The following is a 23984-nucleotide window of genomic DNA, read 5'->3' as shown; positions in this document are numbered from 1 at the left end:
GGGGCGGCAAGCAGCACCGCCATCACCCTCAAGTGTATTCGTCCCCCTGCAGGCAAGCGCTGCAGGCGAGCTGCGCTGCATCAAGCCTCCGGTGCTGCGCCGCTGGCAGCGGCACCTGGCGGCTCGGCGGCGTCGCGGCGCCGATAGGGCAGGCAGACCCGGAAGCAGCTGCCCACGCCCGGGGTGGACTCCACCGCCACCTGCCCCTGGTGCTTGGCCACGATCTTGCTGACGATGTCCAGTCCCAGACCGCTGCCCAGACCGATGGGCTTGGTGGTGAAGAAGGCGTCGAAGATGCGCGGCAGCACGTCTGCGGGAATGCCTGCCCCGCTGTCGCGGATGGCCACGACCACCTGGCCGGCCTCGGTCTTGACGGTGATCTCCAGGCGCCCACGGTACTGCATGGCCTGCAGGGCGTTCTGGAGGAGGTTGGTCCAGACCTGGTTCAGCTCGTCAGGCCAGCACAGCAGAGGCTCGACGGGCTCGTAATGCCGCACCAGCTCCACATGCTGCTTGATCTGGCTGTGATAGATGGTCAGCACCGTCTCCAGTCCTTCAGTCACATCGGCCATGACGGGATCGCTGCTGGCGTCAAAGCGCGAGTAGGCCCTCAACGCGAAGACAATCTTGGCCACGCGGTCAACGGCCGCATTGATGTTCTCCGCATTGCGCGCGACGGCCGACAGCGCGAAGACCGCCCGCGCCAGCGCCGGGCCATCCTCGCTGCGCAGCAAGGGCAGGCAGGCAGGCAACTGCGCCTCGATCTGCATCTGGGCCAGCAGGCCGGCCAGTTCCTCGGCCTGCGGCACCTGTTCGGCCTGCAGGCGCTCCAGCAGCCGGCGCTGCAGGGCCCGCTCCTCCCGACTGGAGAGCACCGCGGGCGCGGCACCGGCCAGCTCCAGCAGTTGGCGGAACTGCGTCAGGCGCTCGAGGTCCAGCCGCTGCATCAGCTCCGGGAAGCCCCCCAGGCATTCCTGCAGGGAGGCCAGGATGTTGCGCGCACTGGCCTTGACCGCCCCCAGCGGCGTGTTGATCTCATGGGCCACGCCCGCCACCAACTGCCCCAGGGCCGCCATCTTCTCGGACTGCACCAGCTGTCCCTGGGCCTGACGCAGTTCGCGCAGGGTACGGTCCGCCTCCTGGCGAGCCGCCTCCTCCGCAGAGTAGGCCGATGCATTGGACAAGGCGATGGCAGCAAAGGCTGCCGTGGAGCGCAGGATCTCGCGCACGCGCTCGCGAGCCTGGTAGGCAAAGGGCTGGTAGGACTGCACGATCACCACCCCGCGGCGCTCCCCATGGACCTCCAGCGGGCGGAACAGGGCAGAGCGCACGGAGTTGCGAGACTCTATGCCCTCCGGCAGCGGGGCGAGCGCGGCCTGGTCATCGTTGACAGCTGTCACCTCCGCCTCGGCAAGGAAGCTGCGCACGGTGTTCCAGCGCAGGTCATCCAGGGGCATCAGCATCTGCGCGGCCCGCTGGCCATCCTCCACGTAGTAGACCAGGCGCAAGGCCCGGCCGTCCGGTTCGAGCAGGGCGACGCCGAAGCCATCCAGGGGCAGCAGCTCGGCCAGGTGCTTGTGCAGCGTGTAGCAGATGGCCTGCTGATCCAGGCTGGTGGTCAGCTGCAGGCCGATGTCACCCAGCTGGCGCAAGGTGGCGGCAGAGCCTGCCAGCGCCTCGTTGGCCTGGGACAGCTCGGCCGTGCGCTCCTGGATGGCCTCGGCCAGATGGTCCCGGTGCCTGGACAGCTCATTCTCGTAGGCCTGCTGCTGGGCCAGGTAGTCCGACAGGTTGGCCTGCAGCAGATTGACGCCGGACACCAGCTGGCTGAGCTCATCGCCGCGCCCACCGCGACGACGCAGGGCCAGCGGGGTGTCCAGCCGCCCCGGCGCCAGCGCGGCCAGGTGGCTGGCGATGCGACGCACATGGACCGTCACCGAGCGGTTGAACATCAGCATGATGAAGCCGGCCAAGGCCAGCGACTGGATCAGCTGGGTCATGACGATGTTCAGGATCTCGGCCCGCAGCCGCTGCCACAGCATGCGCTCGTCACCGTGCAGGACCAGCTCGCCCAGCATCATGCTTGTCTGGCCAGGAAAGGCCTGGTAGCTGAGCTGCACCACACGGGAAGGGGCCACGCTGGAGGCCTTCCAGCCGGGCTTGCAGACCTCTGCCAGCAGATTGTTGCCATCGTAGCTGTCACTCGAAGGGCGGACTTCGATGCAGCCGATGGATTCGATCTGGGCCGCGCTACGCAGGTGCACGACCAGCCCGTCGCGGTCGACTTCCCAGATGACCTTGGCCAGCGTGTGCTGGTAGACATGCTCCATCAGGAGCAACTCGTCCCTCATGCGCGCGATGCCTTCACCCCAGGCAAACCACGTGCGCACGCCAACGGCCAGCAAGGTGAAGAGCGCACTGAAAACCAGCGTGGCCAAGACCAGCTTGCCGCCCAGTGTGGCCGGGCCGCGCAGCACAGGGCGTCGAATCATCGGCGAGGCTCCCGGCCATGGGCCACGAGGTCGCGTGGCTCCGCGCCTTCGCGCCACTGCTGCAGGATGTGGTCGTGCAGGCCGGAGCGCTTCACCTCGTCCAGGGCCAGCCGGAAACGCTCGACCTGGGCGTCCGAGGTCTTGTTGCCGAAAGCCATGTACCAGGCCGAGCCCAGCTCCGGCAGGGCCAGGGACTTGTGCAGCGCGCGATCCGGGTCATCCCCGCTGCGCCGGGCAATGTAGCGTGCAGCCAGCTCCGTCATGATCCACAGGTCCACGCGCCCCCGTCGAAGCTTGTCGTAGTTGTGCTCATAGCGGACGCTGGACTGCAGGTTGAACCCCTTGACGAAGCCCTGCCCTTCGAGGAACTGTTCGCCGATGTCCTCGTTGACCGTAGCCACCTGGAAGGGCTTGGCCTCCTCCAGCCGCCGCAGGGTGATGGGATGCCGCGCATGGGAGAACAGATAGAAATCGGTCGGTGCGATGGTACCCACCCACTTGAAGTGCGACTCCCGCTCCTTGCTGCGCCCGATCGAGTAGATCAGCACATCCTTGTGCAGCCGCGCCAGTTCGTAGGCGCGTGCCCAGGGCATGGACTGGATGGGGGCCGTCAGATGCAGCTGGCGCAGCACGGCCTGAACCACCTGCGTCGACAGGCCCGTCATGCGCTGCGATTCCTGGGGGCTGGCGAAGTTGTAGGGGGGCAGCTCCTCGGTGACGATGCGAAGCCCGTCTTCAGTTGCCGGCACCAGACCGCGCGGCTCTGCCTGCAGGGCGGTCGGCCAGCCGAGCGTCGTGCCCAGGCCCGCGCCCAGGCCCGCGCCCAGCCCGACGAACCGGCGCCGCGACAACCCCCTGGCGTGGCCCTCCTGGCGTACCTGATTCAAGGCGACGCTCCCATCAGGCGCTGCAACTGCCCTTCGCGGCGCAGGGACTCGTAGGCCTTGCGCAGGGCCTCGATCTTGGCAGCAGAGGTGCCGCGGCTGAAGGCCATATAGGCCGAGACATCCAGCTCCGGCAGCGGCAGCAGCAGGCGGAACTGCGTGCAGTCCATGGCCATCAGCCTGCAGTTCTCGGCGAGATCCCGGGCCCCCATGGGAACCAGGTCCACCTGCCCACGCCGCAGCTGGCGCAGGGTTTCCATGATGTCCGAGGACACGACGAGACGGGTGAACCCGAGGGCCTTGAGCCGCTGATGCCGCACGTCGTCGCGCACCACGGCCACGCGCAGCCCGCGGGCGTCGGACATGCTGTGCAGGTGCAGGTCCTCTCGCGCCTTCAGCCCGTAAAGGTTGTAGCGCAGCCGCAGCAACTCGCCTACCCATTCGAACAGAGGCTCGCGCTCCGGCGTCCTGGCCAGCAGATAGATCAGCACATCGGGCTCCTTGAGGGCCATGTCATAGGCCCGAGCCCAGGGCACCAGCATCAGCTGGTAAGGCTGCAGCCCTGCCCTGCGCAGGCTCTGTTCGACGAAGGCCACCGAATTGCCTCTGAGCTGCCCCTGCTCCATGTAGGCATAGGACGTGGGTTCAGTCACGGCCACGACCTGCACCGCGGACTGCGGCGTGGCCAGGACGCCTGAGCTCGCCCAGCCGCCCATCACCCAGGCGAGCAGCGCTGCACGGCGGCCACCGGCTCTCATCGCTGCCCCGGCGGGGCGCCGGCGGGAACTGGCGGCGCCAATCCCAGTTCCACGCGATTGCGCCCTCGCCGCTTGGCCTCGTAGAGCGCTGCATCGGCCCGGCTCAGCAGCGTCTGCAGGCTGTCTCCCTCGCAGAGTGCGGCCACACCAAAGCTGGCAGTGCGAGCGCCCAGGCCCTCGAAGGGATGGGCGGCCAGCGTCGCACGCAGCTTCTCGGCCAGCGCCAGCCCGCCTTCGACGCCCGTGCAGGGGCACAGCAGAAGGAACTCCTCACCGCCCCAGCGGCCCAGCAGGTCGTTGGCACGGACCTGCGCCTCCATCAAGGAGGCAAAGCGCTGAAGCACCAGGTCCCCCACGGCATGCCCATGGCCGTCATTGACCTGCTTGAAGTGGTCGACATCCAGGATCACCACCGTCATGGGCTGACGGTAACGCTGCGCACGCTCCAGCTCCTGTGACAGGGCCTCGTCCAGGGCCCGGCGATTGGGCAGGCCGGTCAAGGCATCGGTGATGGACAGCCGCTCCAACGCGAGGGACTTGCGCTCCAGCTCCTGCTTCTGCGCCTCCAGGAGTTCTGCACGATTGCGCAGCTCGGCCGTCTGCTCGCGAACCTGCGCATCCAGCTGCTGGTTGGCGACTTCCAGGGCCATGCAATAGCGCTCCAGTTCCCGGGACTGCCGGAATGCCGTCAGCGCGGCTCGCGTGGTCATCACGATGTCGTCGTGATCAAAGGGCTTCTCGAGGAAGCGGTACAGATTGGCGTTGTTGATGGCGCTCTTGATACCGCCCAGGTCGCTTTGCCCGGTCAGCATGATCTTCAGGCTGTCCGGCCAGCGCTGGTGCACCTCGGCGAGCAAGGCATCGCCGCGCATGCCGGGCATGATGTAGTCGGAGATGATCACGGCCAGGCGGCGGCCCTGGGCGCCGAGCTCCTCGATGAGTTCCAGGGCCTCCTCGCCACTCTCGGCGATCTCGATCTGGCGCCCCGGCTTGAGTCCGAGCTGCTGCGACAGCAGGGCCCTGAGCGCATGCAGCAGGGTCAGATCATCATCGACACACAGCACCACACCGTCCATTCGCCCCCCGGCATCGACACCAGCGCAGAGCCCGGCGCCACGGCCCTGGGGCCGGGATGACAAGCCGGACGCCGCCGATCCTCCTGACGACAGGGCGGGCCGCACGGCCGCGCCAGTCTAGCGTGCCGACCGGGTTTGCGGCAGCGGGCTGCCCCCCGAGCGAGGCTCAAGCCGGCATCAGTCATGCCCCGTCGGCGTGAGCGGAGGGGGCAGGAGCGAAGGTCGGCCAGCTTACTCGTCGTCGCCGCCCAGGATGGAGCCCAGCATGCCGCCGGCGCCAAAGCCGCCCAGCAAAGAGCCCTCCTCCTTGCGACCGCCATTCTGCGGCGCTGCGGCGAAGATGCGCGAAGCCAGGCGCGAGAAGGGCAGGCTTTGCAGCCAGACCTCGCCGGGGCCGGTCATCTTGGCCAGGAACAGGCCTTCGCCGCCGAACAGGGCGGTCTTGATCTTGCCCACGTACTGGATCTCGAAATTGACGCTGGGCGTGTAGGCCACCACGCAACCGGTGTCGACCAGCAGTGTCTGGCCGGGCTGCAGGGTGCGGCGCACCACGGTGCCGCCTGCGTGCACAAAGGCCAGGCCGTCGCCGTCCAGCTTCTGCATGATGAAGCCCTCGCCGCCAAAGAAGCCCGTGCTGAGCTTCTGCTGGACGGCGATGCCCAGGGACACGCCGCGTGCCGCGCAGAGGAAGGCATCCTTCTGGCAGATGAGGGTACCGCCGAGCTGGCGCAGGTCCATGGGCAGGATCTTGCCCGGGTACGGTGCGGCGAAGGCCACGCGCTGCTTGCCGCTGCCATTGTTGGTGTAGACAGTGGTGAAGAGCGATTCACCCGTGATCAGGCGTTTGCCAGCGCCCAGCAGCTTGCCGAAGAAGCCGCCCTGGTTGGCACCACCATCTCCGAAGACGGTATCCATGGCGATGCCTGCATCCATGAACATCATGCTGCCCGCTTCGCCGATCGCTGCCTCGCCGGGGTCCAGCTCGACCTCGACGAATTGCATTTCTGCGCCCTTGATCTCGTAGTCCACGACATCCATTGCCATTGCCAGTCCTCCTCATAAAAACCTTGGCTCCGCGATGTTAACGAATGCAAACTCATTTGCTTCGGGCCACTGCCTATACTGCGCCGCATGGATGAGTCGAAGACGCAGCCCGGGAGGGTGCCCGCATTGAAGCCGGGGGACAGCTATGTGCAGTCCTTTGCACGCGGCCTTTCCGTCATCAGGGCCTTCAGCGCCGACGCCTCGGCACAGACGCTGACTGAAGTCGCTCGCCGCTGCGGCCTGACCCGCGCCGGGGCGCGCCGCATCCTGCTGACCCTCGAGACCCTGGGCTATGTGCGCACGGAGGGTCGGCTCTTCTCCCTGACACCCAAGATTCTGGATCTGGGTTTTGCCTATCTGTCCTCGCAGCCCCTGTGGCAGTTCGCCGAGCCGGTGATGCAGGTGCTGGCCAGCGACCTCAAGGAGAGCTGTTCGGCCGCGGTATTGGAGGGTCAGGACATCGTCTACGTGCTGCGAGTGCCGGCCCGCAAGATCATGAGCGTGAACCTGGGCGTGGGCAGCCGGCTGCCTGCCTGGTGCACATCCATGGGCCGAGTGCTGCTGGCGGGCATGCCGGATGCACAGCTGGATCAGCATCTGGCCCAGGTGAAGTGGCAGGCCTACACCCAGCGCACCGCCATGAACCTCGACGAAGTCCGCACCCGCATCCTTCAGGCGCGCAGCCAGGGCTGGTGTCTGGTGAACCAGGAACTGGAAGACGGCCTCGTCTCGCTGGCGGCCCCCATCCTGGACCGCCAGGGCCAGACCATCGCCGCGCTCAATATTGGCGCCCAGGTCAACCGCACACCACCGGAGGCCCTGCTGGAGAACGCCCTGCCCCGCCTGCTGGATTCAGCGAGGAGCATTTCGCGGCTTCTTCAAATCAAGACTTGACCCCCCCCCTACCGGCTGCGCCGGCCCCCCAGGGGGCGAGCTTGAGGGCCCGGCAAAGCCGGATCCCCAAGCTCTGTGCCTGAAAACAAGACGGGACCCGCTGGGCCCGTCTTGTTTCGTGGGTGGTGGTTGATGGGTCGATCGCAGCACTCCGACTCAGTCGGATCCGAGCTTTCGCCCCCGGAGCGCGTGCCTTGAAACCAAGACGGGACACACTGGCCCGTCTTGTTTCGTGGGTGCTAGCTGATGGGTCGATAGCAGCACCCCGACTCAGTCGGATCCGAGCTTTCGCCCCCGGAGCGCGTGCCTTGAAAAACAAACTGGGCCCCGAAGTGGGTCCCAGTTTGTTTCCCCAGCGGAGCTTGGGGATCCGGCTTTGCTGGTCCCTCAAACTCTGCGCCTGAAACCAAGACGGGACACACTGGCCCGTCTTGTTTCGTGGGTGGTGGTTGATGGGTCGATAGCAGCACCCCGACTCAGTCGGATCCGAGCTTTCGCCCCCGGAGCGCGTGCCTTGAAAAACAAACTGGGCCCCGAAGTGGGCCCAGTTTGTTTCCCCAGCGGAGCTTGGGGATCCGGCTTTGCTGGTCCCTCAAGCTCTGCGCCTGAAACCAAGACGGGACACACTGGCCCGTCTTGTTTCGTGGGTGGTGGTTGATGGGTCGATAGCAGCACTCCGACTCAGTCGGATCCGAGCTTTCGCCCCCCGGAGCGCGTGCCTTGAAAAACAAACTGGGACCCGAAGTGGGTCCCAGTTTGTTTCCCCAGCGGAGCTTGGGGATCCGGCTTTGCCGGTCCCTCAAGCTCGCCCCCCTGGGGGGGGCCGGCGCAGCCGGTAGGGGGGGGCCATCAGCACTATCCATTACCCCATGTGCAAGCCCCCGTTGCAGGAGAAGTCAGCGCCGGTGGTGAAACCAGAGTCCTCGCCAGCCAGCCAGGCCACGATGGAGCCGATCTCCTCGGGCGCGCCCAGGCGCTTGACCGGGATGGTGGCCACGATCTTCTCCAGCACCTCGGGCTTGATGGCTCGGACCATGTCGGTACCGATGTAGCCCGGGCTCACGGTATTCACCGTCACACCCTTGGACGCCAGCTCCTGCGCCAGGGCCATGGTGAAGCCATGCATGCCCGCCTTGGCAGCCGAGTAGTTGGTCTGGCCGGCCTGCCCCTTCTCACCATTGACCGAGCTGATCTGGATGATGCGGCCCCAGCCCTTCTCCACCATGCCCGGCACGACCTGCTTGGTCACGTTGAACATGGAATTGAGGTTGGTGTCGATCACGGCCTTCCAGTCCTCCGGCGTCATCTTGAGGAACATGCGGTCCCGCGTGATGCCGGCGTTGTTGACCAGCACATCGATGGTGCCGTGCTCGGCGATGGCATTGCTGAAGGCGGCGACCGTCGAGTCCCAGTCAGCCACATTGCCGACGGAAGCGTAGAAGGTGTAGCCCTCGGCCTTCTGCTCGTCGAGCCATTTCTGGAAGTCACGGCTGGGGCCGCAGCCCGCGATGACCTTGTAGCCGGCCTGGTGAAGCCTGCGGCAAATGGCCGTGCCGATGCCGCCCATGCCGCCGGTGACGTATGCAACTTTTTGCGTTTGAATCATGTGAATCTCCTTCGCCTCCATGGCTGTTCAGGGGAGCCCGGTGTCGGCGCCGCGTCCTACGCGCCATCCGGGCTGCTGTTGTCGTTCGAAGAAGACGCGCATTGCCGGAACCCCAGGCTCGCCCAGCCCCTGGGAGGGGTCAAGCGGGTTGGCCCTGAGAGTTCCCTGAAATCCCTCCGTGTCAGCGCTCCACGCAGAGCGCCACACCCATGCCACCGCCGATGCACAGTGAGGCGATGCCCTTCCTGGCATCGCGACGCTGCATCTCGTGCAGCAGGGTCACGAGGATGCGCGCACCCGAGGCCCCGATGGGATGACCCAGGGCGATCGCACCGCCGTTGACATTCACCTTGGCCAGATCCCAGCCCATCTCCTGATGGACCGCGCAGGCCTGGGCCGCGAAGGCCTCGTTGATCTCCAGCAGATCCAGGTCCTGCGGCGTCCAGCCGGCGCGCTGCAGGGCCTTGCGGGCGGCGGGCACCGGGCCCATGCCCATGGTCGCCGGGTCCAGGCCCGCGCTGGCATAGGACGCGATGCGTGCCAGCGGCGTCAGGCCCAGGGCCTTGGCCTTGTCGGCGCTCATCAGCAGCAGGCCGGCGGCGCCGTCGTTGAGGCCGGAGGCATTGCCCGCGGTCACCGAGCCCGCCTTGTCGAAGGCCGGGCGCAGGCCGGCCAGGGCCTCGGCATTGGTCTTGCGGTTGATGAATTCATCCGCGTCGAAGACGATGGGGTCACCCTTCTTCTGCGGCAGGCTCACCGGCACGATCTCGTCCTTGAAGCGGCCGGCGTCCTGAGCGGCAGCGGCCTTCTGCTGGGAGGCCAGGGCCAGGGCATCCTGAGCCTCGCGGCTGATGGTGTACTGCTTCGCGACGTTCTCGGCCGTGATGCCCATGTGGTACTGGTTGTAGACGTCCCAGAGGCCGTCCACGATCATGGTGTCCACGAGTTTCCAGTCGCCCATGCGCTGGCCTTCGCGCGAGCCGGGCAGCACGTGGGGCGCCAGGCTCATGTTCTCCTGGCCGCCAGCGATGATGATGTCGCTGTCGCCGTCGCGGATGGCCTGTGCGGCCAGCATCACCGCCTTCAGGCCGGAGCCGCAAACCTTGTTGATGGTCATGGCCGGCACGGCATGCGGCAGGCCGGCCTTGATGACGGTCTGGCGCGCGGGGTTCTGGCCCGAGCCGGCGGTCAGCACCTGGCCCAGGATCACTTCATCGACCTGCTCGGGCGCGACGCCCGAACGGCGCAGCAGCTCGCGCACCACGGTGGCGCCAAGCTCCGGGGCGGCGGTCTTGGCCAGGCTGCCGCCGAACTTGCCGATGGCGGTGCGCGCCGCGGCGACGATGACGATCTCGGTGCTCATGAGGAATCTCCGAAAATGGGATGAGGCAGGCGGCCCCGACAGGACCGCCGTCGATGGAGGGGATCAGGCCTTCTGCTTCACATAGCGGCCCGGCGCCGGCTCGAGGGCCTTGTGCTGGCGACTGCCCGGCGCCTTGGGCGCTGGCTTCAGTGCGCCGGCATGGCTGGCCAGCCAGTGCGACCAGTCCGTCCACCAAGAGCCGGGATGCTCGACGGCCGTCTCCAGCCACTGCGCAGAATCCACCGGCAGCGCGGCGCTCTTGCCCGTCCAGTAGCTGCGCTTCTTCTTGGCCGGCGGGTTGATCACGCCGGCAATATGGCCGGAGGCGCCCAGCACGAAGCGCTTCTTCCCCTTGAAGACCTGGGTGCTGCGGTAGGCCGCCTCCCAGGGCACGATGTGGTCCTCGCGCGAGCCGTAGATGTAGACCGGCGCCTCGATGGCCCCCAGGTCCAGGCGCTCGCCGCAGATGGTCAGCGCACCGGGCTTCCTCAGCTCGTTCTGCAGGTAGGTGTGGCGCAGGTACCAGCAGTACATGGGTCCGGGCAGGTTGGTCGAGTCGCCGTTCCAGTAGAGCAGGTCGAAGGCCGGCGGGGCCTCGCCCTTGAGGTAGTTGCCCACCACATAGTTCCAGACCAGGTCATTGGGCCGCAGGAAGCTGAAGGTGGTGGCCAGCTCCTGGCCCTTGAGCAGGCCCGGGCCCTTGGGAGCGTCGGGGCCGATGCTCATCTCGCGCATGCGCACCAGGGCCTCGTCGACGAAGAGGTCCAGCACGCCATTGCTGGTGAAGTCGATGAGTGTGGTCAGCAGGGTGACACTGGCCGCGGGCTGCTCGCCACGTGCTGCCAGCACGGCCAGGGCCGTGGCCAGGAGGGTGCCGCCCACGCAGAAGCCCAGGGCGTTGATCTTCTTGCTGCCGCTGATGGCCTGCACCGTGCGGATGGCCTGGATGACGGCCTGCTCGATGTAGTCGTCCCAGGTCCAGCCTGCACAGGACTCGTCGGGGTTGCGCCAGCTCACGACAAAGGTGCGATGGCCCTGCTCCACGGCGTAGCGTATCAGGGAGTTGTCCGGCTGCAGGTCGAGGATGTAGTACTTGTTGATGCAGGGCGGCACCATCAGAAAGGGCAGCTCGTGCACTTCCTTGGTCAGGGGCTTGTACTCGATCAGCTGGAAGAAGTCGTTCTCGAACACCACGTCGCCCGCGGTCGTCGCCACATTGCGGCCGACCTCGAAGGCCGATTCATCCGTCTGCGAGACATGGCCGCGCTGCATGTCCGCCCACAACAGCTGCATGCCGCGGGCAATGCTCTCGCCCTGCGTCTTGAGGGCCAGTTGCTGGGCCTCGGGATTCAGGGCCAGGAAATTGCTGGGCGCCGAGGCGTCAACGAACTGCTGCACCGCAAACTTGATGCGGGCGCGGGCCTTGTCGTCCCCCTCCACCTGCTCAGCCATGCGCTGCAGGGTCTGGGCATTGAGCAGGTAGAGCTGGGCCGTGAAGGCCGCGACCGGATTGCTGCCCCAGGCCTCGCTGGCAAAGCGCCGGTCAGGCAGCTTGGCGGGATGGCCGGCGGAAGCAGTAACCGCCTGGTTCCACAGCCCGCTGGCCTGGCTGAGGTAGTCTTTCTGCAGGGACGCCCAGGCATCCATGGGAATCTTCAGGCCGGCGAAGGTCTTCATGGCCTCGCCCATCCCCGCCTGGAAATCGGCCGCCACGTGCTCAGCCATCTTGCCAGCGGCCTCTGCAGCAGCCCCCAGGGAAAAGGGATCGTTGGCGGATGCGGCGCCCGCATCCTTGCTCTTGGAATTCATGTGTCTCCTCGCGGAATGAACGGACGCTGAAACAGCGCCGCCCGTGACAGTCTCGCACCGGGGCCGGGGACCTCGGGCCGGGGCATCGTCGCTGGGAGCTCATGTCCTGAGCCACCACCGCCAGCATACCCAGGCAAGAAGCTTGCCACAGTCCTTGTTGTACGCTTGAAAACTTACCTTCTTATGACGCTCGCGATTCGAGAATCGCGAGGAAAGTCTCCCGCCTCTCCATGTACCTCATCGCGATTGCCTGGCTCTACGTCGCCCTCATGATGGCGCTGGCCGAAGCCAGCAGCCCGCAGGGCAGCCTCTTTGGCGCCCTGCTGACCTTTCTGCTCTACGGCGTCGCCCCCATGGCGCTGGTGCTCTACCTCGTGGGGACGCCAGCGCGGCGCAAGGCTCGGCGTCTGGCTGAAGCGCAGGAACAGGCTCAGTCCCTGAGCGAGCCCACGCCCGACTCAGGCCAGGGTGATGGCCGCCACCATGCGCCCGCTGAGCCGCTCCCGCCGGTAGGAAAAGAACCGTGAGGGCTCGCTGTAGGTGCACCAGCGACCGCCGCTGAGGCGGGACACGCCGGCCGCACGCAGCCGCAAGGCGGCCAGTGCAGGCAGATTGGCCCGCCAGCGTGACTCGCCGGCTGCATTGGGCTGGAAGCGGAAGAGCTGGCCCTGGGCCGGGCCGAGGTCCGCCCGCGGCTCCACGCTGAAGGCTTCCAGCACATCAGCCCCCACCTCGAAAGCCTCGGGGCCGATGCAGGCGCCCAGCCAGGCCTGGATCTCGCCTGGCAGGCAGGCCGAGGCTTCGCACAGGGCCTGTACCGTCTTCTCCAGCACGCCGTCGGCCAGCCCGCGCCAGCCCGCGTGGGCACCACCGACCGCCTTTGGTGCGGCGAAGAGCACCGGCAGACAGTCGGCCACCTGAATGGCGCAGCCCAGCCCCGGGATGGTGCTGATGCAGGCATCGGCCTTGGGCACGCGCGCATCGGGCAAGGCCCATTCAGGCTTGAGCGTCAGCACCTTGCTGCCATGGACCTGGGGCATGAAGACCAGGCGTGCGCCCAGGGCATCGGCCACACGACGCCGGTTTTCCTCGACGGCCGCCGGTTCGTCCTGCACGGCCGAGCCCACATTGAGGCTGGCATACGGCCCGGTGCTGACACCGCCGGCCCGACTGCTCATCAAGGCGCGTACCTGCGGCGCGTCCCACTCGGGCTGCAGCCAGTCCGGATGCAGCGCGGGACTCATTCGGCGTCAGGGCAGGCTGAGGGCTGTGTCTTGGCAAAGGCATCCAGCTTCATGCAGGCCGCGTGGATGCGCATGACGGTGGGCACGTGGTCCAGGCGGGCCTTGAAGCGCTGGGCATTGAAGACCTGGGGCACCAGCAGGCAGTCGGCCAGCCCTGGGGTGTCGCCGAAACAGAAGGTGCCTGCACGGCCTTCGCCCACCAGTCGGCGCTCGACCACCTCCAGGCCGGTCTCCACCCAGTGACGATACCAGCGGTCCTTGTTCTCCTCGCTGACGCCCAGCTCCTGCGTCAGGTAGCGCAGCACGCGCAGGTTGTTGAGCGGATGAATCTCGCAGGCGATGTCCTGCGAGATCGCCCGAACATAGGCCCGATCCAGAGGCCCGCGCGGCAGCAGTGGCGGCTCGGGATGGGTCTCGTCCAGGTATTCGATGATGGCCATGGACTGCGTGACGCTGGCCTCGCCGTCGCGTAGCAAGGGCACCAGGCGCGAGGCGGAGACGGCGCTGTAGGACTCATTGAACTGCTCGTTCTTCGCCAGGTGCACGCTGCGGTAGTCGTAGTCCAGGCCCTTGAGCGCCAGGGCGATGCGCACGCGGTAGGAGGCAGAGGATCGGAAGTAGTTGAAGAGTTCCATGGCTGGTCGGATGCTGAGCTGAGGGAGGCCGCTGTGCCGCAGTGCGGCAAGGGGCCGATCCCGGTATGTTGCCACGGGCCCGCTACACTGGATCGATGTTCCTCACCCGACGATTCAAGCATTGCCCCAGCTGCGGCGGCCAGGTCGCCTACCAGGTGCCGGCCGACGACAACCGCGAGCGGGCCACCTGCACCGTCTGCGCGGCCATCCACTACGAGAACCCGCTCAATGTGGTGGGCACGCTGCCAGTCTGGGAAGAGCAGGTACTGCTGTGCAAGCGTGCCATCGAGCCGCGCTACGGCAAATGGACCCTGCCGGCCGGCTTCATGGAGCTGGGAGAGACCACGGCCGAGGGCGCGCTGCGCGAGACCGACGAGGAAGCCGGCGCGCGCATCGAGCTGCAGCCTCTCTATTGCGTGCACAACGTGGTGCAGGCGGGCCAGGTCCACTTCTTCTATCGCGCCCGGCTGCTGTCGCCAGCGTTCAATCCTGGCCCCGAGACCCTGGAGGCCCGGCTCTTCAGCGAGGACGAAATCCCCTGGGACGAGCTGGCCTTCCGGACCGTCCGAGAAACCCTGGTGCGCTTCTTCGAGGACCGTCGGCGCGGCCAGGGCTACGGCCTGCACAGCGCCGACATCCGCTAAGCGCGCCGCCGGCTCCCTGCGGCACGCTTGGTTGCGCAAGGGCTGGCGATCTGCCAGCGGCAGGGCTCAGGGCTTGATCATCTGCCCCGTCGCCCAGGGGCCCGTGATGCCGTCGATCTCGATATCCCACAAGGCCTGGGCATCCAGGCCGTCGGCAACGCCCTCTGCATAGACCTTCAAAGCCAGGCTGCGCAGCATGATGACCAGTCCACGCACGAAGGCGGCCCGCGAGGCGTCGCCGGAAATGCCGTTGACCACCGCGGCATCCAGCTTCACGTAGTCCAGGCCCGCCTGGTAGAGGCGGTCGACCTGGGCCAGGCCAGCCCCCGCATGCTCCAGCCCCAAGGCCACGCCCAGGGGCCGGATCTGGCGCCCCAGTTCATGAAGCAGGTCGAAATGCAGCAGTGCCGCCGACTCGCCCAGCTCCAGGCCCAGCCGGCGTGCCGACTGCGGCGACTGGAAGACCATCTCGCGCAGCCGTGCAACAAAGCCCCCCTCCTGCAACGAAGCCGGGGCCAGGTTGACACAGCGGGGCTGACCGTCCTCCGAGATGGCAGCCAAGGCCAGTTGCACCGCGCGAAGATCGGTTTCCGCGCTGAGCTTGCTGCGCAGGGCCAGCGGCAGCCAGCGTGCAGCCTGCAGATAGTCCCCCTGTGACAGCAACTGCAGCTGCAGCGGGCATTCCCAGTGCAGCAGCAGGCCCTGGCGGTCCATCACCGGGAAAGGCTGGAGACGGGCACGGCCGGCATCCAGGCAGTCGCTGATCTGCTGGCGCCAGATACGCTCGCCCTGGGCCGGCTGGTCTTCGTCGGCAACGCGCTGGTAGGCCAGGCAGACGCCCGTGCCCTGTTCGGCACGGGCCAGCACGGCGTCGGCCTCGGCAAACCACTGAGACATGGGCCGCCCACGCGCCATGTCGATGGCGGCCACGGCCAGATGCACGCCGCTCTCGCCGCCGTGCAAGGCCGAGCGCAAGGCCTCGGCCAGGGCCTGCGCGGTGTCTTCGGCCACGTCCGGGGCCGGCAGCCACAAGGCGAGGTCAGCGCCGTTGAGCCGCCCGGCCAGGCAGCCGCGCACACGGTCGGGATAGGCCTTCACCGCACGGGCGATGGCCTGGATGAGCTGGTCGACCTGCTGGTGGCCCAGGCGCTGGTTGAGATCGGCCAGCGAGCACAGGCGCATCAGGATGAAGCCGCCGCGCACCGGACCATCGTCGCGCCCGAGGGCCGACTCGAACTCGGCCAGGAACTGCTTGCGCACGGTCAGGCCCGTCAGGCCGTCGCTGTAGGCCTGGCGTTGCAGTACCTGCAGCTGCTCGGCCTGCGCCTCGAACAGCGAACGGACCTTGGCCACCATGGTGTTCAGCGCGCCGGTCAGGCGCGCCAGCTCAGGCACACGGGCTTCCTCGATGGTCATGAACTGCCCCTGCACCAGGGCATTGGCCTGCTGCACCGCAGCGTCCAGCGGCTCCCGGATGCGCCTAAGACCCAATGCAGCCAGCCCCCCCGCCAAGGCGCCCACGCCCACCAGCCAGGCGGCAATGCGAAGAAAGCTCTGCCACAGCGTTTCGTGGGCGAAGGCACTCTGACTCTGGACCTCCACACTGCCCAGGGACTTCCAGCCGTCGGAGACCTGCGCCACGCCCGGCTGCACTTCCAGCGGCAGCCAGGCGACGAACCAGTCCGGAGCACGCCCTTTGGCCGCGGCCGCGGTCTTCTCGAAGGCAATCGAGCCGTCTGCGCGCTTCCAGCGCAGGGACTGATAGGCGCCGGTGTCGAACTGCGCCGAGATCAGCAGGCTCATGAGGCTCTCCTCACCCCGCTGCTGCGACAGGGCCAGGGCCAGGGCGCCGGCGTTGTCCTCGTTCTTCAGTTGCAGCTGAGTCTGCAGCACTTCACGAACCGAGCTGGCCGACACAGCCACGCTGGCCATCAGGGCCAGCAGCAGCACGGCGAGCAGCAGGGCCGCGACTTGACGCATCAAAGACATGGTGAGTGGTTCCCCTCGGCACTGTTCATTAGAAGCCCTCCGCCCGGGCCTTGCCCAGCGCGTCGCGCCATTGCGACAGGCGGGCCGTCGGATTGCCCGCAGGTGCACCTGCCACGCCGCTCCACAACCCCTCGCTGTTGAAGCTGAAGACCGGCGACAGGTCGGTACGGACGGACGCCGGCCGGACCTGGCTCTGGAGGTTATCCAGGATCAGGGGCTCGGATTGTGGCTGCGCATAGTAGGCCAGCACCATGTGGGCCTGCGGCCGGCCGTCGAGCATGGCCCGGACATAGACCAGCCGGAGCTGCGCGGGCTCCAGCCCCAGGGCCAGCAGGCTGAAGTACTTGGCGATGGCGTAGTCCTCGCAATCGCCGCGGCCCTTCTCCAGCGTTTCCAGCGGGCTGGCCCAGTAGTCGACCACGCCCCAGACTTCCTGATCGTCGCGGAACTGGATGCGGCGGTTGTAGAAGTCGTTGACGGCGGCCAGCCGCCCTTCCTCGTCCAGCCCCTGGGCCTTCTCCAGCATCTGCACCAGGGCCCTCGCGCCGGCCAGGGCCTTGGCCGAGCGGCCGGCGGCCAGCTCCAGCACGCGGTTGCTGTCCAGGGCCTGGCTCCACATCCCCAGGCCGGCCAGCAGCATGACCAGCAAGGCCTGCCGTCCACGCCGCAACCCGGGCCAGGGCCGAGACTGCCGCTCGTGGGCGGCGTGGCACCTCGCAGGGGCATGGTGAGCGGTCAACGACAGCAAGGGATGCCTGGAGTTCTCTTGTTCTTGGGCCGGACAGGATGCATGGGCCGAGCCAGTATCGCTCGCCCATCCATCCGCTTGGCGGCGAATGGGAAAGCGAGAGGTGCCCATCTGCCAGCAAAGCTCCCAGAGCGGGGAATTTCCACAGATTGCGACGGCTCTCGTTCCTGAGCCCATCCATAATCAAGCGCTTCAAGGCCACCCTTTGCCGGCCACCCACCCCATGAAGTCGCAAGCCATTCGACAGGAACTGGACCAGGCACGCGCCAACGGTCCCCTGCGCCAGATCGTCATTCCCCCTTGCCCCGAGATGCTGCAGCGCCTGCAGCAGGCCATGCGGGGCCCCGAACCGGACCTGACCGAGGTGGCCCGCATCGCGGCCAGCGACGTCGCCATGTCTGCCACCTTGCTGCGCACCGCCAACAGCCCGCTGCACCTGGCTGACGGCATGCCTTGCAGCGCCGTGGGCCAGGCCATGACCCGGCTGGGCCTGGACGAGACGGCGGCCATCCTGACCGGCTTTGCTCTACGCCATGCCATCCCCGTCAACAGCCCGCACCTGACGCGTTTCTGGCAGAGAGCAGCCAAGCGAGCCCACGCGATGCGTTACATCGCCCGCCAGTTGCCGGGTCTGTCCCCGGACCTGGCCCACACCTACGGTCTGTTCTGCCATGTGGGCATCCCCGTGCTGCTGCAGAGCGTGCGCGGCTACGGCGCCACCATGGTCGAGGCGGGTGCGCGGATCGATCGCCCCTACATTGCCACCGAGAACGCCAATCACAAGACCGACCATGCCGTGGTTGGCGCCCTGCTGGCCCGCGCCTGGAACCTGGCGCCGTCGCTGATGGCGGCGATACGCCTGCATCATGATTTCGAGTCGCTGGGTGATGCCGACATCGAGCCCGAGGTCCACACCCTTGTGGCCGCCGGCCTGATTGCCGAGCACCTGATGCGCCGCCACGAAGGCCTGCCCGAGGACGCCGACTGGGCCAGCCACCACCAGCGCGCCATGGACTGGCTGCACATCGACCACGAGGACCTGGACGTCTGGAACGAAGCCGTGCAGGACCTGTTGGCCGAAGAATAGCCACGCCAGCATGAAGCAAAGGCAGGCCTCAAGCCTGCCTTTTCCATTTCGGGCCGGCGCCGGGCCACCCCAAGCCGGCCCACTTGGCAAAGAGGGCGGCTCACCGCCGCCCTCTTTGCTGTCCCCACGGGACACCGACCCGACTCGCGCGCATTCAGCGCCGCGAAACCGGGCGAGGGGCCTATCCCCAGGGCCGGCGCCGGGCCGCCCCAAGCCGGCCCACCTGGCAAAGAGGGCGGCTCAACGCCGCCCTCCTTGCTGTCCCCCCGGGAGACCGGCCCGACTCGCGCGCATTCAGCGCCGCGAAACCGGGCGAGGGGCCTATCCCCAGGGCCGGTGCCGGGCCGCCCCAAGCCGGCCCACCTGGCAAAGAGGGCGGCTCAACGCCGCCCTCTTTGCTGTCCCCCCGGGAGACCGACCGGACTCGCGCGCGTTCAGCGCCGCGAGACCGAGCGAGGGGCCTATCCCCAGGGCCGGCGCCGGGCCGCCCCAAGCCGGCCCACTTGGCAAAGAGGGCGGCTCAACGCCGCCCTCTTTGCCGTCCCCCCGGGGGACCGACCGGACTCGCGCGCGTTCAGCGCCGCGAGACCGGGCGAGGGGCTCACCACCTCACGGCAAGCTCGGCGTGTTCTCCGCGAAGTACTCGTGGCTATCCGCGTTATCCAGCGCCTTGGTGGGGTTGGACAGCGCCAGCGACTTGGCCGCGCTCTGGCCATACGCCCAGTCGTCAGTGCCGGCGACCACCGTAAAGTGCGTCATCTCGTGCACCAGGGTGCCCCCCTTGGAGTCCGTGCCCGTCATCGGAGCCGACCAGAAGGCACCGCAGACATAGATCTTGTAGGGCTGATTGGGATAGACATAGGCATAGGTACCCGAATCCTTGCAGCTGCAGTCCAGGGTCAGCGCCTTGGTTTTGAAAGCATCCAGGGTCTTGGCATAGTGCGACTTGGCGGTGTTCCAACCCGTCGTACTGAAGGCGCCGAACCAGGTCTTGTAACGCGTGGTTGCCGAGGGCGTAGCGCTCAGGTAGGAGTAGGCCGACTGCGAGTAGTTGGTCGCGGCCGTGACGGCGTTGGTCAGGGTAGTCTTCTGTGTGGCCGTGCAGTTGCCCGTGTAGGAGATGGAGCCGGCCAGCGAAGGCGCCAGCGTGACCTGCGCCTCGGGCTGCTGGGTGCGACCTTCCAGCCACAGGTAGACAGGGCCGCTGCCGGCATCAGGCGCCAGTTGGGCGGTCTGGCCCGACTGCTGCTTTGCCAGGCCCACGTACTCGATGGCATAGCGACCGTTCTGGCTCATGTCGTAGCCGCCGGTCAGTTCGACCTGGAAACTCATGGACGCGCCAGGCGCCAGACGCACGATCTCGTGCTCAGCCGCCGCGGTGCGCTTCACCAAGCGGCCGGTGTAGGCCACGGGCTCCCCGTCACGCGTGACGCGGAACAGGGCGGACTCGTGCACCTGCCCCGGCAACTGCGTCTTGGGCAGGAACATCGGCGTGCGCGAGGTGTTGGTGAGCGTCAGGGTGACGTGGACGTCCACGTCGCCCTTCAGCACAGGGCTGGCCACTTCCAGACGGACGGACAGACCTGCCGCCTGAGCCGAGACCGCTGCGGTGGCAGCGCCAGCCAGGATTGCCCACTTGACCATGGTTTGGTTCATCGGTGACTCCATCGAGTTTGAGGGGCGCCGCGCATCACCCCCGTGGTGATGCGCAAGCTGCCGGCGACTCTAGGTAGCCACTTTCGGGGCGCCAACTGTCAGGCCCTACAGTCAGGCCTGCAGGGGACAGCCATGAAGGGAAAACGATGAGGCGAGCGCATGGCTTTCATGCGATCTTCGCCGGCCCGCCCGGAGGCTCTCCTGCAGCCGAGCTCAGCTGCCCGCGGCCTCCACGGGCAAGCCTTCGGACTCCCACTCGGGCAGGCCGCCGCGCAGCCAGTACACGGACTTGAAACCCTTGGACTGAGCCATCTTCGCGGCCTTGTAGGACTTCCAGCACTCGGCCCCGTTGCAGGCAAAGATCACGGCTTGCGAGGGCTTCAGCTTGTCGGTCTTGTCCAAGGCGCTGAAGTCATCGAGGGCGGGATTGAAGGCCACATCCTTGAGGCTCTTCTCCACATAGGGCAGCCACAGCGCGCCGCGAATGTGCCGGGCCTGGTACTCCTTCTCGATGCGGGTGTCCACCAGCACGGCGCCCTTGGCCTGCAGCTGCTGGGCCTCGCGCGCCGTCACCCGCGTCACACCGGGCAACTGAGTGGGCGTGAAGTGACCGAGGTCGGCCACCCGCTTGTACTCCTGCATCTCGGGCTTGAAGCGCGCCTGGCTCAGGCCCGTGCTGGCAGGCACAGCGGCGAACCATTGGGCCAGCCGGACGCGGGCCTCCGCCGGCAAGTCCTTCTTGACGACCACGCTGAAACCGCCGGGCACGGGCTCGGAACTGGCCAGCACCTTGGCCGCCTGGCCGTACTGGCCTTGCCACTCCTTCCATTCGCTCTGACGCACGACCGTGGCATCGGCGCTGCCCACCAGCAAGGCGGCCAGGCCCGCCTGCGGATAACGCTCGTGCGCCACGCGCAGGTCCTGCATGGACAGTCCGCCCTGCGTCAGCAGGCCGCGCGCCATGTAGGTGTAGATGGAGTCCTGCTGCGGAAGGTACAGCCGCCGGCCACGCAGGGCTGCGAGATCCGCCAACTCCGCGCGAGCGACCAGCACGAAGGGCTCGGAGCCCTGGGTTGCGCCCAGGAGTTCATAGCCACGGCTCAAGGCCGAGGCCGCAACCTGCGCCGGGCCGATGAAAAGCTCGTAGCCGCCGCTGCGCGTGGCCCGCATCATGTCGGTGAGGTCCTCGCTGGTGCCCAGGTTGACGGGTTGCCCCAGCACCTTGCCCAGACCCGATTCAACCCCTTGCTGAGAGACCGTCAGGCCTGCCTTGCGCGCCGTAGGCTCCACGACGACCATCGCGTTGACCGCTGCCTGGGCCTGTCCGGCCAGTTGCAGCCCCAGCATTACCACCCCCAGAGCACGCATGCCATTGTTCTTGCTCATGTACATCCCCAACTGTTTTGATAGGTGCTCAGCGTAGTGGCACATCCGCACACACACTGTCGATTGACGGTGAGTTTTGTTTCAGATCGTCACAGCTGCATCCTCTGTAACTGGGTCGCCCCCCTGCCGCCACACCCCACAATGCGCGCTGCGCCCCCGGGCGATGACCATGACGACAAGGAGCCAAGATGAGCCATGACGATCTGATTGCCCGCCGCCGTGTGCTGGGGGGAGCCGCCACCGCCTTCGGGGCCCTGGGACTCAGCGGCTGGGCCCAGGCACAGGGCGCAGCGCCGACGGCCACGCCGCCGGCCAAGCCCCTGCCCGCCTATGCTGCCTGGAAGAATCCCGCCGCGCTGGTGGTCCACAGCGGCACCACCATCGAGACCCGCCGCAGCGCCTTCGGCAGCAGCGTCATCACGCCAGCCCAGCAGCTCTACATCCGCAACAACCTCCCCGCACCGGACGCCAGCGTCCTGGACAAGCGCGACGACTGGTCCCTGGAGGTCAGCGGCGTGAAGCAGCCGCGCAGCCTCAGCCTGGCCGAGCTCAAGACCCTGGGCCTGGAGACCGTCGCCACCGTGCTGCAGTGCTCGGGCAACGGCCGCGGCTTCTTCCCCAGCAAGCCCAGCGGCACGCCCTGGACCGTGGGCGCCGCGGGCTGCGTGCTGTGGAGTGGCGTGCCGGTGCGCAACGTCGTCGCCGCTCTGGGCGGCCTGGCCGAGGGCGCCGTGTTCCTGACCGGCACTGGCGGCGAGAAGCTGCCCGAAGGTGTGGACCCCCTGAGTGTGCTTGTCGAGCGCTCGGTGCCCATCAAGGCCCTGGAGGACTGCCTGCTGGCCTGGGAGATGAACGGCGAGCCGCTGTCCCTGGCCCATGGCGGCCCCCTGCGCCTGATCGTGCCGGGCTACCAGGGCGTCAACAACATCAAGTACATCAAGCGACTGTCCTTTGGCAGCACCGAGTCCAAGGCCAAGATCATGGCTCACGGCTACCGCATGACCCCGCCCGGCGCCCAGAGCAGCCCGGACCAGGCCTCGGTCTGGGAGATGAACGTCAAGTCCTGGATCAACGGCCCCTTGTCGGACGGCGGCCCTGTGAAGGCCGGCCGCGTGCAGATCCACGGCGTGGCTTTCGGCGGCACGCAGGCCATCGAGCGCGTGGAAGTCAGCGTGGATGGCGGCGAGAGCTGGCATACGGCCCGCCTGATCGGCCCGGACCTCGGCCGCTTCGCCTGGCGCCAGTTCGCCTTGTCTGTGCAACTGCCGGCAGGCAGCTACCAACTGGCCAGCCGGGCCGTTGACGTGGCGGGCAATGTGCAGCCAGCCGATCGCGTCGAGAACGCCCACGGCTACAACAACAACAGCTGGCGCGACCACGCTGTCAAGCTGGTGGTGGCCTGATGGCAAGACCTGACCCCAGGTTCCGGCCCGCACGGGCGGGCCTGCTGCTGCCCTTGCTGGCGGCGGGCCTGTCCTCTGCCGCCCTTGCCGCCGAGGACACTCAGCTGCAGCGCGGTCGCGAGCTGTTCACCGCCAAGGCCGCTCCGCCTTGCGCGGTCTGCCATACGCTGGCCGCCGCCGGCAGCAGTGGAGAAGTAGGCCCCGTGCTGGATGAGCTCAAGCCGGACGCCGCGCGGGTACGACGGGTGCTTCAGAGCGGCCTGGGCGTCATGCCCAGCTACGCCGGCAAGCTGGACGCGGCTGACATGGAGGCGCTGGCCCAGTTCGTCTCTCGCTCGGCCGGCAGCGTCAAGCCCTGAGCCAGGGGGCAAGCACCCTCGCTGAACGAACGTTCGTGCAGTAGTGCACGGCGCCGCGGTCAAACCCTGAACAGCCGGCCCAGCCTTGCTCCCTAGGATGCGCGCACTCAGGGAGAAGAATGTCATGTCACGTCGCTGGCGCCTGGGGCTGTTCATGGCCCTGATGGCTGGATTGGCCGGGCTGAGCTGCTATCAGTACCTGCAGCTGCAAGCCGCGCTGCCCTTGCCCTTGCAGGCAGACCCGCGCCTGGCCGAGTACCAGGCCTTGAAGCGGCTGGCGGGCGAACTGGCGCGCCCCCTGCGCCAGCCCGGTATCCACAAGGACGAGGTGCTGGCCTTCCGGGCTCGGCAGGAAACCCTGGCCGTGCTGCGCTCCTATGCACTCAACACCCCCTTCCGCTCCGAACTTCTGCTGGTGGCCGACACCCCTGCCTGGACCGAAGCGTGGCTGGGCGGCCCGCAGGCGCGTCGCGTGCATGAGGGGCTCTCGGGTCCGGCCACCTGGATACTGCCGATCAACAACGGGCAGCGATGGTCCTTGCAGGTCCGCCGCCTTGAAGACGGCAGCCCGGCGCCGGACACCGTCGCGCTGAACCGGCACCTGCTGGCCCTGCTCGCCAGCAGCAGCGCCTGTGCTCTGGTCCTGGGCATCGCCTGGGGTCGGCATGCCGCCCGGGAGCGTCAGCCCGGGCAGGCGGACGGCGCACGGCCTGTCTGGGACACTGTCCGCACCGACCTCGGCGCGCTTGACGAAGCCGTTAGCAACCACATGCGCCTGCGCGGTGAACTGGCTCGGCAAAGCGAGGAGCTTGCCGCCGTCACCGAGGCCGTGCGCCTGCGGCGCGAACAGCGCCGGCGCGACGGCCAGCCGGCCTGAGCAGGCCTGGCCATGAGCTTCGGCCCCTGC

The 23984-nt window shown here is 67.6% G+C and carries 21 protein-coding genes; 7 read left to right on the top strand and 14 right to left on the bottom strand.

The window, feature by feature from the left end:
• Nucleotides 1-80: 80 nt before the first annotated feature.
• From ACS5PK_RS05405 to ACS5PK_RS05385, 5 genes are all read right to left on the bottom strand, one after another.
• Nucleotides 81-2492 carry an ATP-binding protein gene (locus tag ACS5PK_RS05405; RefSeq protein ID WP_439439239.1) on the bottom strand — a complete coding sequence of 804 codons (2412 nt, stop codon included), beginning with the start codon at nucleotides 2490-2492 and terminating at the stop codon, nucleotides 81-83.
• Nucleotides 2489-3379, bottom strand: a complete 891-nt coding sequence (locus tag ACS5PK_RS05400; protein ID WP_439439238.1) for a substrate-binding periplasmic protein — start codon at nucleotides 3377-3379, stop codon at nucleotides 2489-2491. The genes ACS5PK_RS05405 and ACS5PK_RS05400 overlap by 4 nt, the downstream gene beginning before the upstream one ends.
• Complete coding sequence (locus tag ACS5PK_RS05395; RefSeq protein ID WP_439439237.1) at nucleotides 3376-4134, bottom strand: substrate-binding periplasmic protein; 759 nt, start codon at nucleotides 4132-4134, stop codon at nucleotides 3376-3378. The genes ACS5PK_RS05400 and ACS5PK_RS05395 overlap by 4 nt, the downstream gene beginning before the upstream one ends.
• A complete protein-coding gene (locus ACS5PK_RS05390; RefSeq protein ID WP_439439236.1) occupies nucleotides 4131-5273 on the bottom strand; it encodes a GGDEF domain-containing response regulator in 1143 nt (380 codons plus the stop codon). The genes ACS5PK_RS05395 and ACS5PK_RS05390 overlap by 4 nt, the downstream gene beginning before the upstream one ends.
• 168 nt (nucleotides 5274-5441) lie before the next feature.
• The gene (locus ACS5PK_RS05385) at nucleotides 5442-6254 is read right to left on the bottom strand and encodes a TIGR00266 family protein (RefSeq protein ID WP_439439235.1); all 813 of its coding nucleotides are present in this window, start codon (nucleotides 6252-6254) and stop codon (nucleotides 5442-5444) included.
• A gap of 87 nt (nucleotides 6255-6341) precedes the next feature.
• Between ACS5PK_RS05385 and ACS5PK_RS05380 the strand changes: the two genes are divergently transcribed.
• On the top strand, nucleotides 6342-7148 hold the full coding sequence (locus ACS5PK_RS05380; RefSeq protein ID WP_439439234.1) for an IclR family transcriptional regulator: 807 nt from the start codon (nucleotides 6342-6344) through the stop codon (nucleotides 7146-7148).
• Nucleotides 7149-8010: 862 nt separating this feature from the next.
• Here ACS5PK_RS05380 and phbB read toward each other — a convergent pair.
• The 3 genes from phbB to phaC form a co-directional block, all read right to left on the bottom strand.
• The gene (phbB, locus tag ACS5PK_RS05375) at nucleotides 8011-8754 is read right to left on the bottom strand and encodes an acetoacetyl-CoA reductase (RefSeq protein WP_439439233.1); all 744 of its coding nucleotides are present in this window, start codon (nucleotides 8752-8754) and stop codon (nucleotides 8011-8013) included.
• A 181-nt stretch (nucleotides 8755-8935) separates the two neighbouring features.
• Nucleotides 8936-10117, bottom strand: a complete 1182-nt coding sequence (locus tag ACS5PK_RS05370) for an acetyl-CoA C-acetyltransferase (RefSeq protein ID WP_439439232.1) — start codon at nucleotides 10115-10117, stop codon at nucleotides 8936-8938.
• A gap of 63 nt (nucleotides 10118-10180) precedes the next feature.
• Nucleotides 10181-11926, bottom strand: coding sequence for a class I poly(R)-hydroxyalkanoic acid synthase (phaC, locus tag ACS5PK_RS05365; protein ID WP_439439231.1), 1746 nt, complete (start codon nucleotides 11924-11926; stop codon nucleotides 10181-10183).
• Between the two features lie 230 nt (nucleotides 11927-12156).
• On the opposite strand from phaC, the gene ACS5PK_RS05360 reads away from it, so the two are divergent.
• Entirely contained in the window at nucleotides 12157-12453 is a 297-nt protein-coding gene (locus ACS5PK_RS05360) for a hypothetical protein (protein WP_439439230.1), read from the top strand.
• Here ACS5PK_RS05360 and pgeF read toward each other — a convergent pair.
• A complete protein-coding gene (gene pgeF, locus ACS5PK_RS05355) occupies nucleotides 12385-13170 on the bottom strand; it encodes a peptidoglycan editing factor PgeF (protein WP_439439229.1) in 786 nt (261 codons plus the stop codon). The genes ACS5PK_RS05360 and pgeF overlap by 69 nt on opposite strands.
• Nucleotides 13167-13805 (bottom strand): maleylacetoacetate isomerase, encoded by a 639-nt coding sequence (gene maiA, locus ACS5PK_RS05350; protein ID WP_439439228.1) that lies wholly within the window; start codon nucleotides 13803-13805, stop codon nucleotides 13167-13169. Before maiA ends, pgeF begins: the two co-directional genes overlap by 4 nt.
• 95 nt (nucleotides 13806-13900) lie before the next feature.
• Between maiA and ACS5PK_RS05345 the strand changes: the two genes are divergently transcribed.
• Nucleotides 13901-14449 carry an NUDIX hydrolase gene (locus tag ACS5PK_RS05345; protein ID WP_439439227.1) on the top strand — a complete coding sequence of 183 codons (549 nt, stop codon included), beginning with the start codon at nucleotides 13901-13903 and terminating at the stop codon, nucleotides 14447-14449.
• Between the two features lie 66 nt (nucleotides 14450-14515).
• On the opposite strand, the gene ACS5PK_RS05340 is transcribed toward ACS5PK_RS05345, so the two are convergent.
• Both ACS5PK_RS05340 and ACS5PK_RS05335 read right to left on the bottom strand, forming a co-directional pair.
• Complete coding sequence (locus ACS5PK_RS05340; protein ID WP_439439226.1) at nucleotides 14516-16429, bottom strand: EAL domain-containing protein; 1914 nt, start codon at nucleotides 16427-16429, stop codon at nucleotides 14516-14518.
• A 37-nt stretch (nucleotides 16430-16466) separates the two neighbouring features.
• Complete coding sequence (locus ACS5PK_RS05335; protein WP_439439588.1) at nucleotides 16467-17078, bottom strand: transglutaminase-like cysteine peptidase; 612 nt, start codon at nucleotides 17076-17078, stop codon at nucleotides 16467-16469.
• A gap of 331 nt (nucleotides 17079-17409) precedes the next feature.
• On the opposite strand from ACS5PK_RS05335, the gene ACS5PK_RS05330 reads away from it, so the two are divergent.
• Nucleotides 17410-18273 (top strand): HDOD domain-containing protein, encoded by an 864-nt coding sequence (locus tag ACS5PK_RS05330; RefSeq protein WP_439439225.1) that lies wholly within the window; start codon nucleotides 17410-17412, stop codon nucleotides 18271-18273.
• Nucleotides 18274-18882: 609 nt separating this feature from the next.
• On the opposite strand, the gene ACS5PK_RS05325 is transcribed toward ACS5PK_RS05330, so the two are convergent.
• Together ACS5PK_RS05325 and ACS5PK_RS05320 are read right to left on the bottom strand one after the other, a co-directional pair.
• A complete protein-coding gene (locus tag ACS5PK_RS05325; protein ID WP_439439224.1) occupies nucleotides 18883-19929 on the bottom strand; it encodes a M35 family metallo-endopeptidase in 1047 nt (348 codons plus the stop codon).
• Nucleotides 19930-20142: 213 nt separating this feature from the next.
• A complete protein-coding gene (locus ACS5PK_RS05320; RefSeq protein WP_439439223.1) occupies nucleotides 20143-21315 on the bottom strand; it encodes a rhodanese-like domain-containing protein in 1173 nt (390 codons plus the stop codon).
• Between the two features lie 188 nt (nucleotides 21316-21503).
• Here ACS5PK_RS05320 and sorT point away from each other — a divergent pair, with 188 nt between their 5' ends.
• From sorT to ACS5PK_RS05305, 3 genes are all read left to right on the top strand, one after another.
• The gene (gene sorT / locus ACS5PK_RS05315) at nucleotides 21504-22718 is read left to right on the top strand and encodes a SorT family sulfite dehydrogenase catalytic subunit (protein WP_439439222.1); all 1215 of its coding nucleotides are present in this window, start codon (nucleotides 21504-21506) and stop codon (nucleotides 22716-22718) included.
• The gene (gene sorU, locus ACS5PK_RS05310; protein WP_439439221.1) at nucleotides 22718-23077 is read left to right on the top strand and encodes a SorU family sulfite dehydrogenase c-type cytochrome subunit; all 360 of its coding nucleotides are present in this window, start codon (nucleotides 22718-22720) and stop codon (nucleotides 23075-23077) included. The genes sorT and sorU overlap by 1 nt, the downstream gene beginning before the upstream one ends.
• Before the next feature lie 124 nt (nucleotides 23078-23201).
• A complete protein-coding gene (locus ACS5PK_RS05305) occupies nucleotides 23202-23954 on the top strand; it encodes a hypothetical protein (RefSeq protein ID WP_439439220.1) in 753 nt (250 codons plus the stop codon).
• The last annotated feature ends 30 nt before the right edge of the window (nucleotides 23955-23984 follow it).

The organism is Roseateles sp. DB2 (assembly GCF_051857535.1).
In the GTDB taxonomy this organism is placed as follows: domain Bacteria; phylum Pseudomonadota; class Gammaproteobacteria; order Burkholderiales; family Burkholderiaceae_C; genus Roseateles_B.
The sequence above is the reverse complement of the archived record's forward strand: the minus strand, read 5'-3'. Positions and strand labels throughout refer to the sequence as shown.

Bases quoted from the DNA above. Each gene is read 5' to 3' on its own strand.
- ACS5PK_RS05395 (WP_439439237.1), bottom strand. From the start codon at position 4,134: ATGAGAGCCGGTGGCCGCCGTGCAGCGCTGCTCGCCTGGGTGATGGGC.
- ACS5PK_RS05320 (WP_439439223.1), bottom strand. From the start codon at position 21,315: ATGAGCAAGAACAATGGCATGCGTGCTCTGGGGGTGGTAATGCTGGGG.
- phaC (WP_439439231.1), bottom strand. From the start codon at position 11,926: ATGAATTCCAAGAGCAAGGATGCGGGCGCCGCATCCGCCAACGATCCC.
- maiA (WP_439439228.1), bottom strand. From the start codon at position 13,805: ATGGAACTCTTCAACTACTTCCGATCCTCTGCCTCCTACCGCGTGCGC.
- sorT (WP_439439222.1), top strand. From the start codon at position 21,504: ATGAGCCATGACGATCTGATTGCCCGCCGCCGTGTGCTGGGGGGAGCC.
- phbB (WP_439439233.1), bottom strand. From the start codon at position 8,754: ATGATTCAAACGCAAAAAGTTGCATACGTCACCGGCGGCATGGGCGGC.
- ACS5PK_RS05325 (WP_439439224.1), bottom strand. From the start codon at position 19,929: ATGAACCAAACCATGGTCAAGTGGGCAATCCTGGCTGGCGCTGCCACC.
- ACS5PK_RS05370 (WP_439439232.1), bottom strand. From the start codon at position 10,117: ATGAGCACCGAGATCGTCATCGTCGCCGCGGCGCGCACCGCCATCGGC.
- ACS5PK_RS05360 (WP_439439230.1), top strand. From the start codon at position 12,157: ATGTACCTCATCGCGATTGCCTGGCTCTACGTCGCCCTCATGATGGCG.
- ACS5PK_RS05305 (WP_439439220.1), top strand. From the start codon at position 23,202: ATGTCACGTCGCTGGCGCCTGGGGCTGTTCATGGCCCTGATGGCTGGA.
- ACS5PK_RS05380 (WP_439439234.1), top strand. From the start codon at position 6,342: ATGGATGAGTCGAAGACGCAGCCCGGGAGGGTGCCCGCATTGAAGCCG.
- ACS5PK_RS05345 (WP_439439227.1), top strand. From the start codon at position 13,901: ATGTTCCTCACCCGACGATTCAAGCATTGCCCCAGCTGCGGCGGCCAG.
- pgeF (WP_439439229.1), bottom strand. From the start codon at position 13,170: ATGAGTCCCGCGCTGCATCCGGACTGGCTGCAGCCCGAGTGGGACGCG.
- sorU (WP_439439221.1), top strand. From the start codon at position 22,718: ATGGCAAGACCTGACCCCAGGTTCCGGCCCGCACGGGCGGGCCTGCTG.
- ACS5PK_RS05385 (WP_439439235.1), bottom strand. From the start codon at position 6,254: ATGGCAATGGATGTCGTGGACTACGAGATCAAGGGCGCAGAAATGCAA.
- ACS5PK_RS05330 (WP_439439225.1), top strand. From the start codon at position 17,410: ATGAAGTCGCAAGCCATTCGACAGGAACTGGACCAGGCACGCGCCAAC.
- ACS5PK_RS05340 (WP_439439226.1), bottom strand. From the start codon at position 16,429: ATGCGTCAAGTCGCGGCCCTGCTGCTCGCCGTGCTGCTGCTGGCCCTG.
- ACS5PK_RS05335 (WP_439439588.1), bottom strand. From the start codon at position 17,078: ATGCTGCTGGCCGGCCTGGGGATGTGGAGCCAGGCCCTGGACAGCAAC.
- ACS5PK_RS05405 (WP_439439239.1), bottom strand. From the start codon at position 2,492: ATGATTCGACGCCCTGTGCTGCGCGGCCCGGCCACACTGGGCGGCAAG.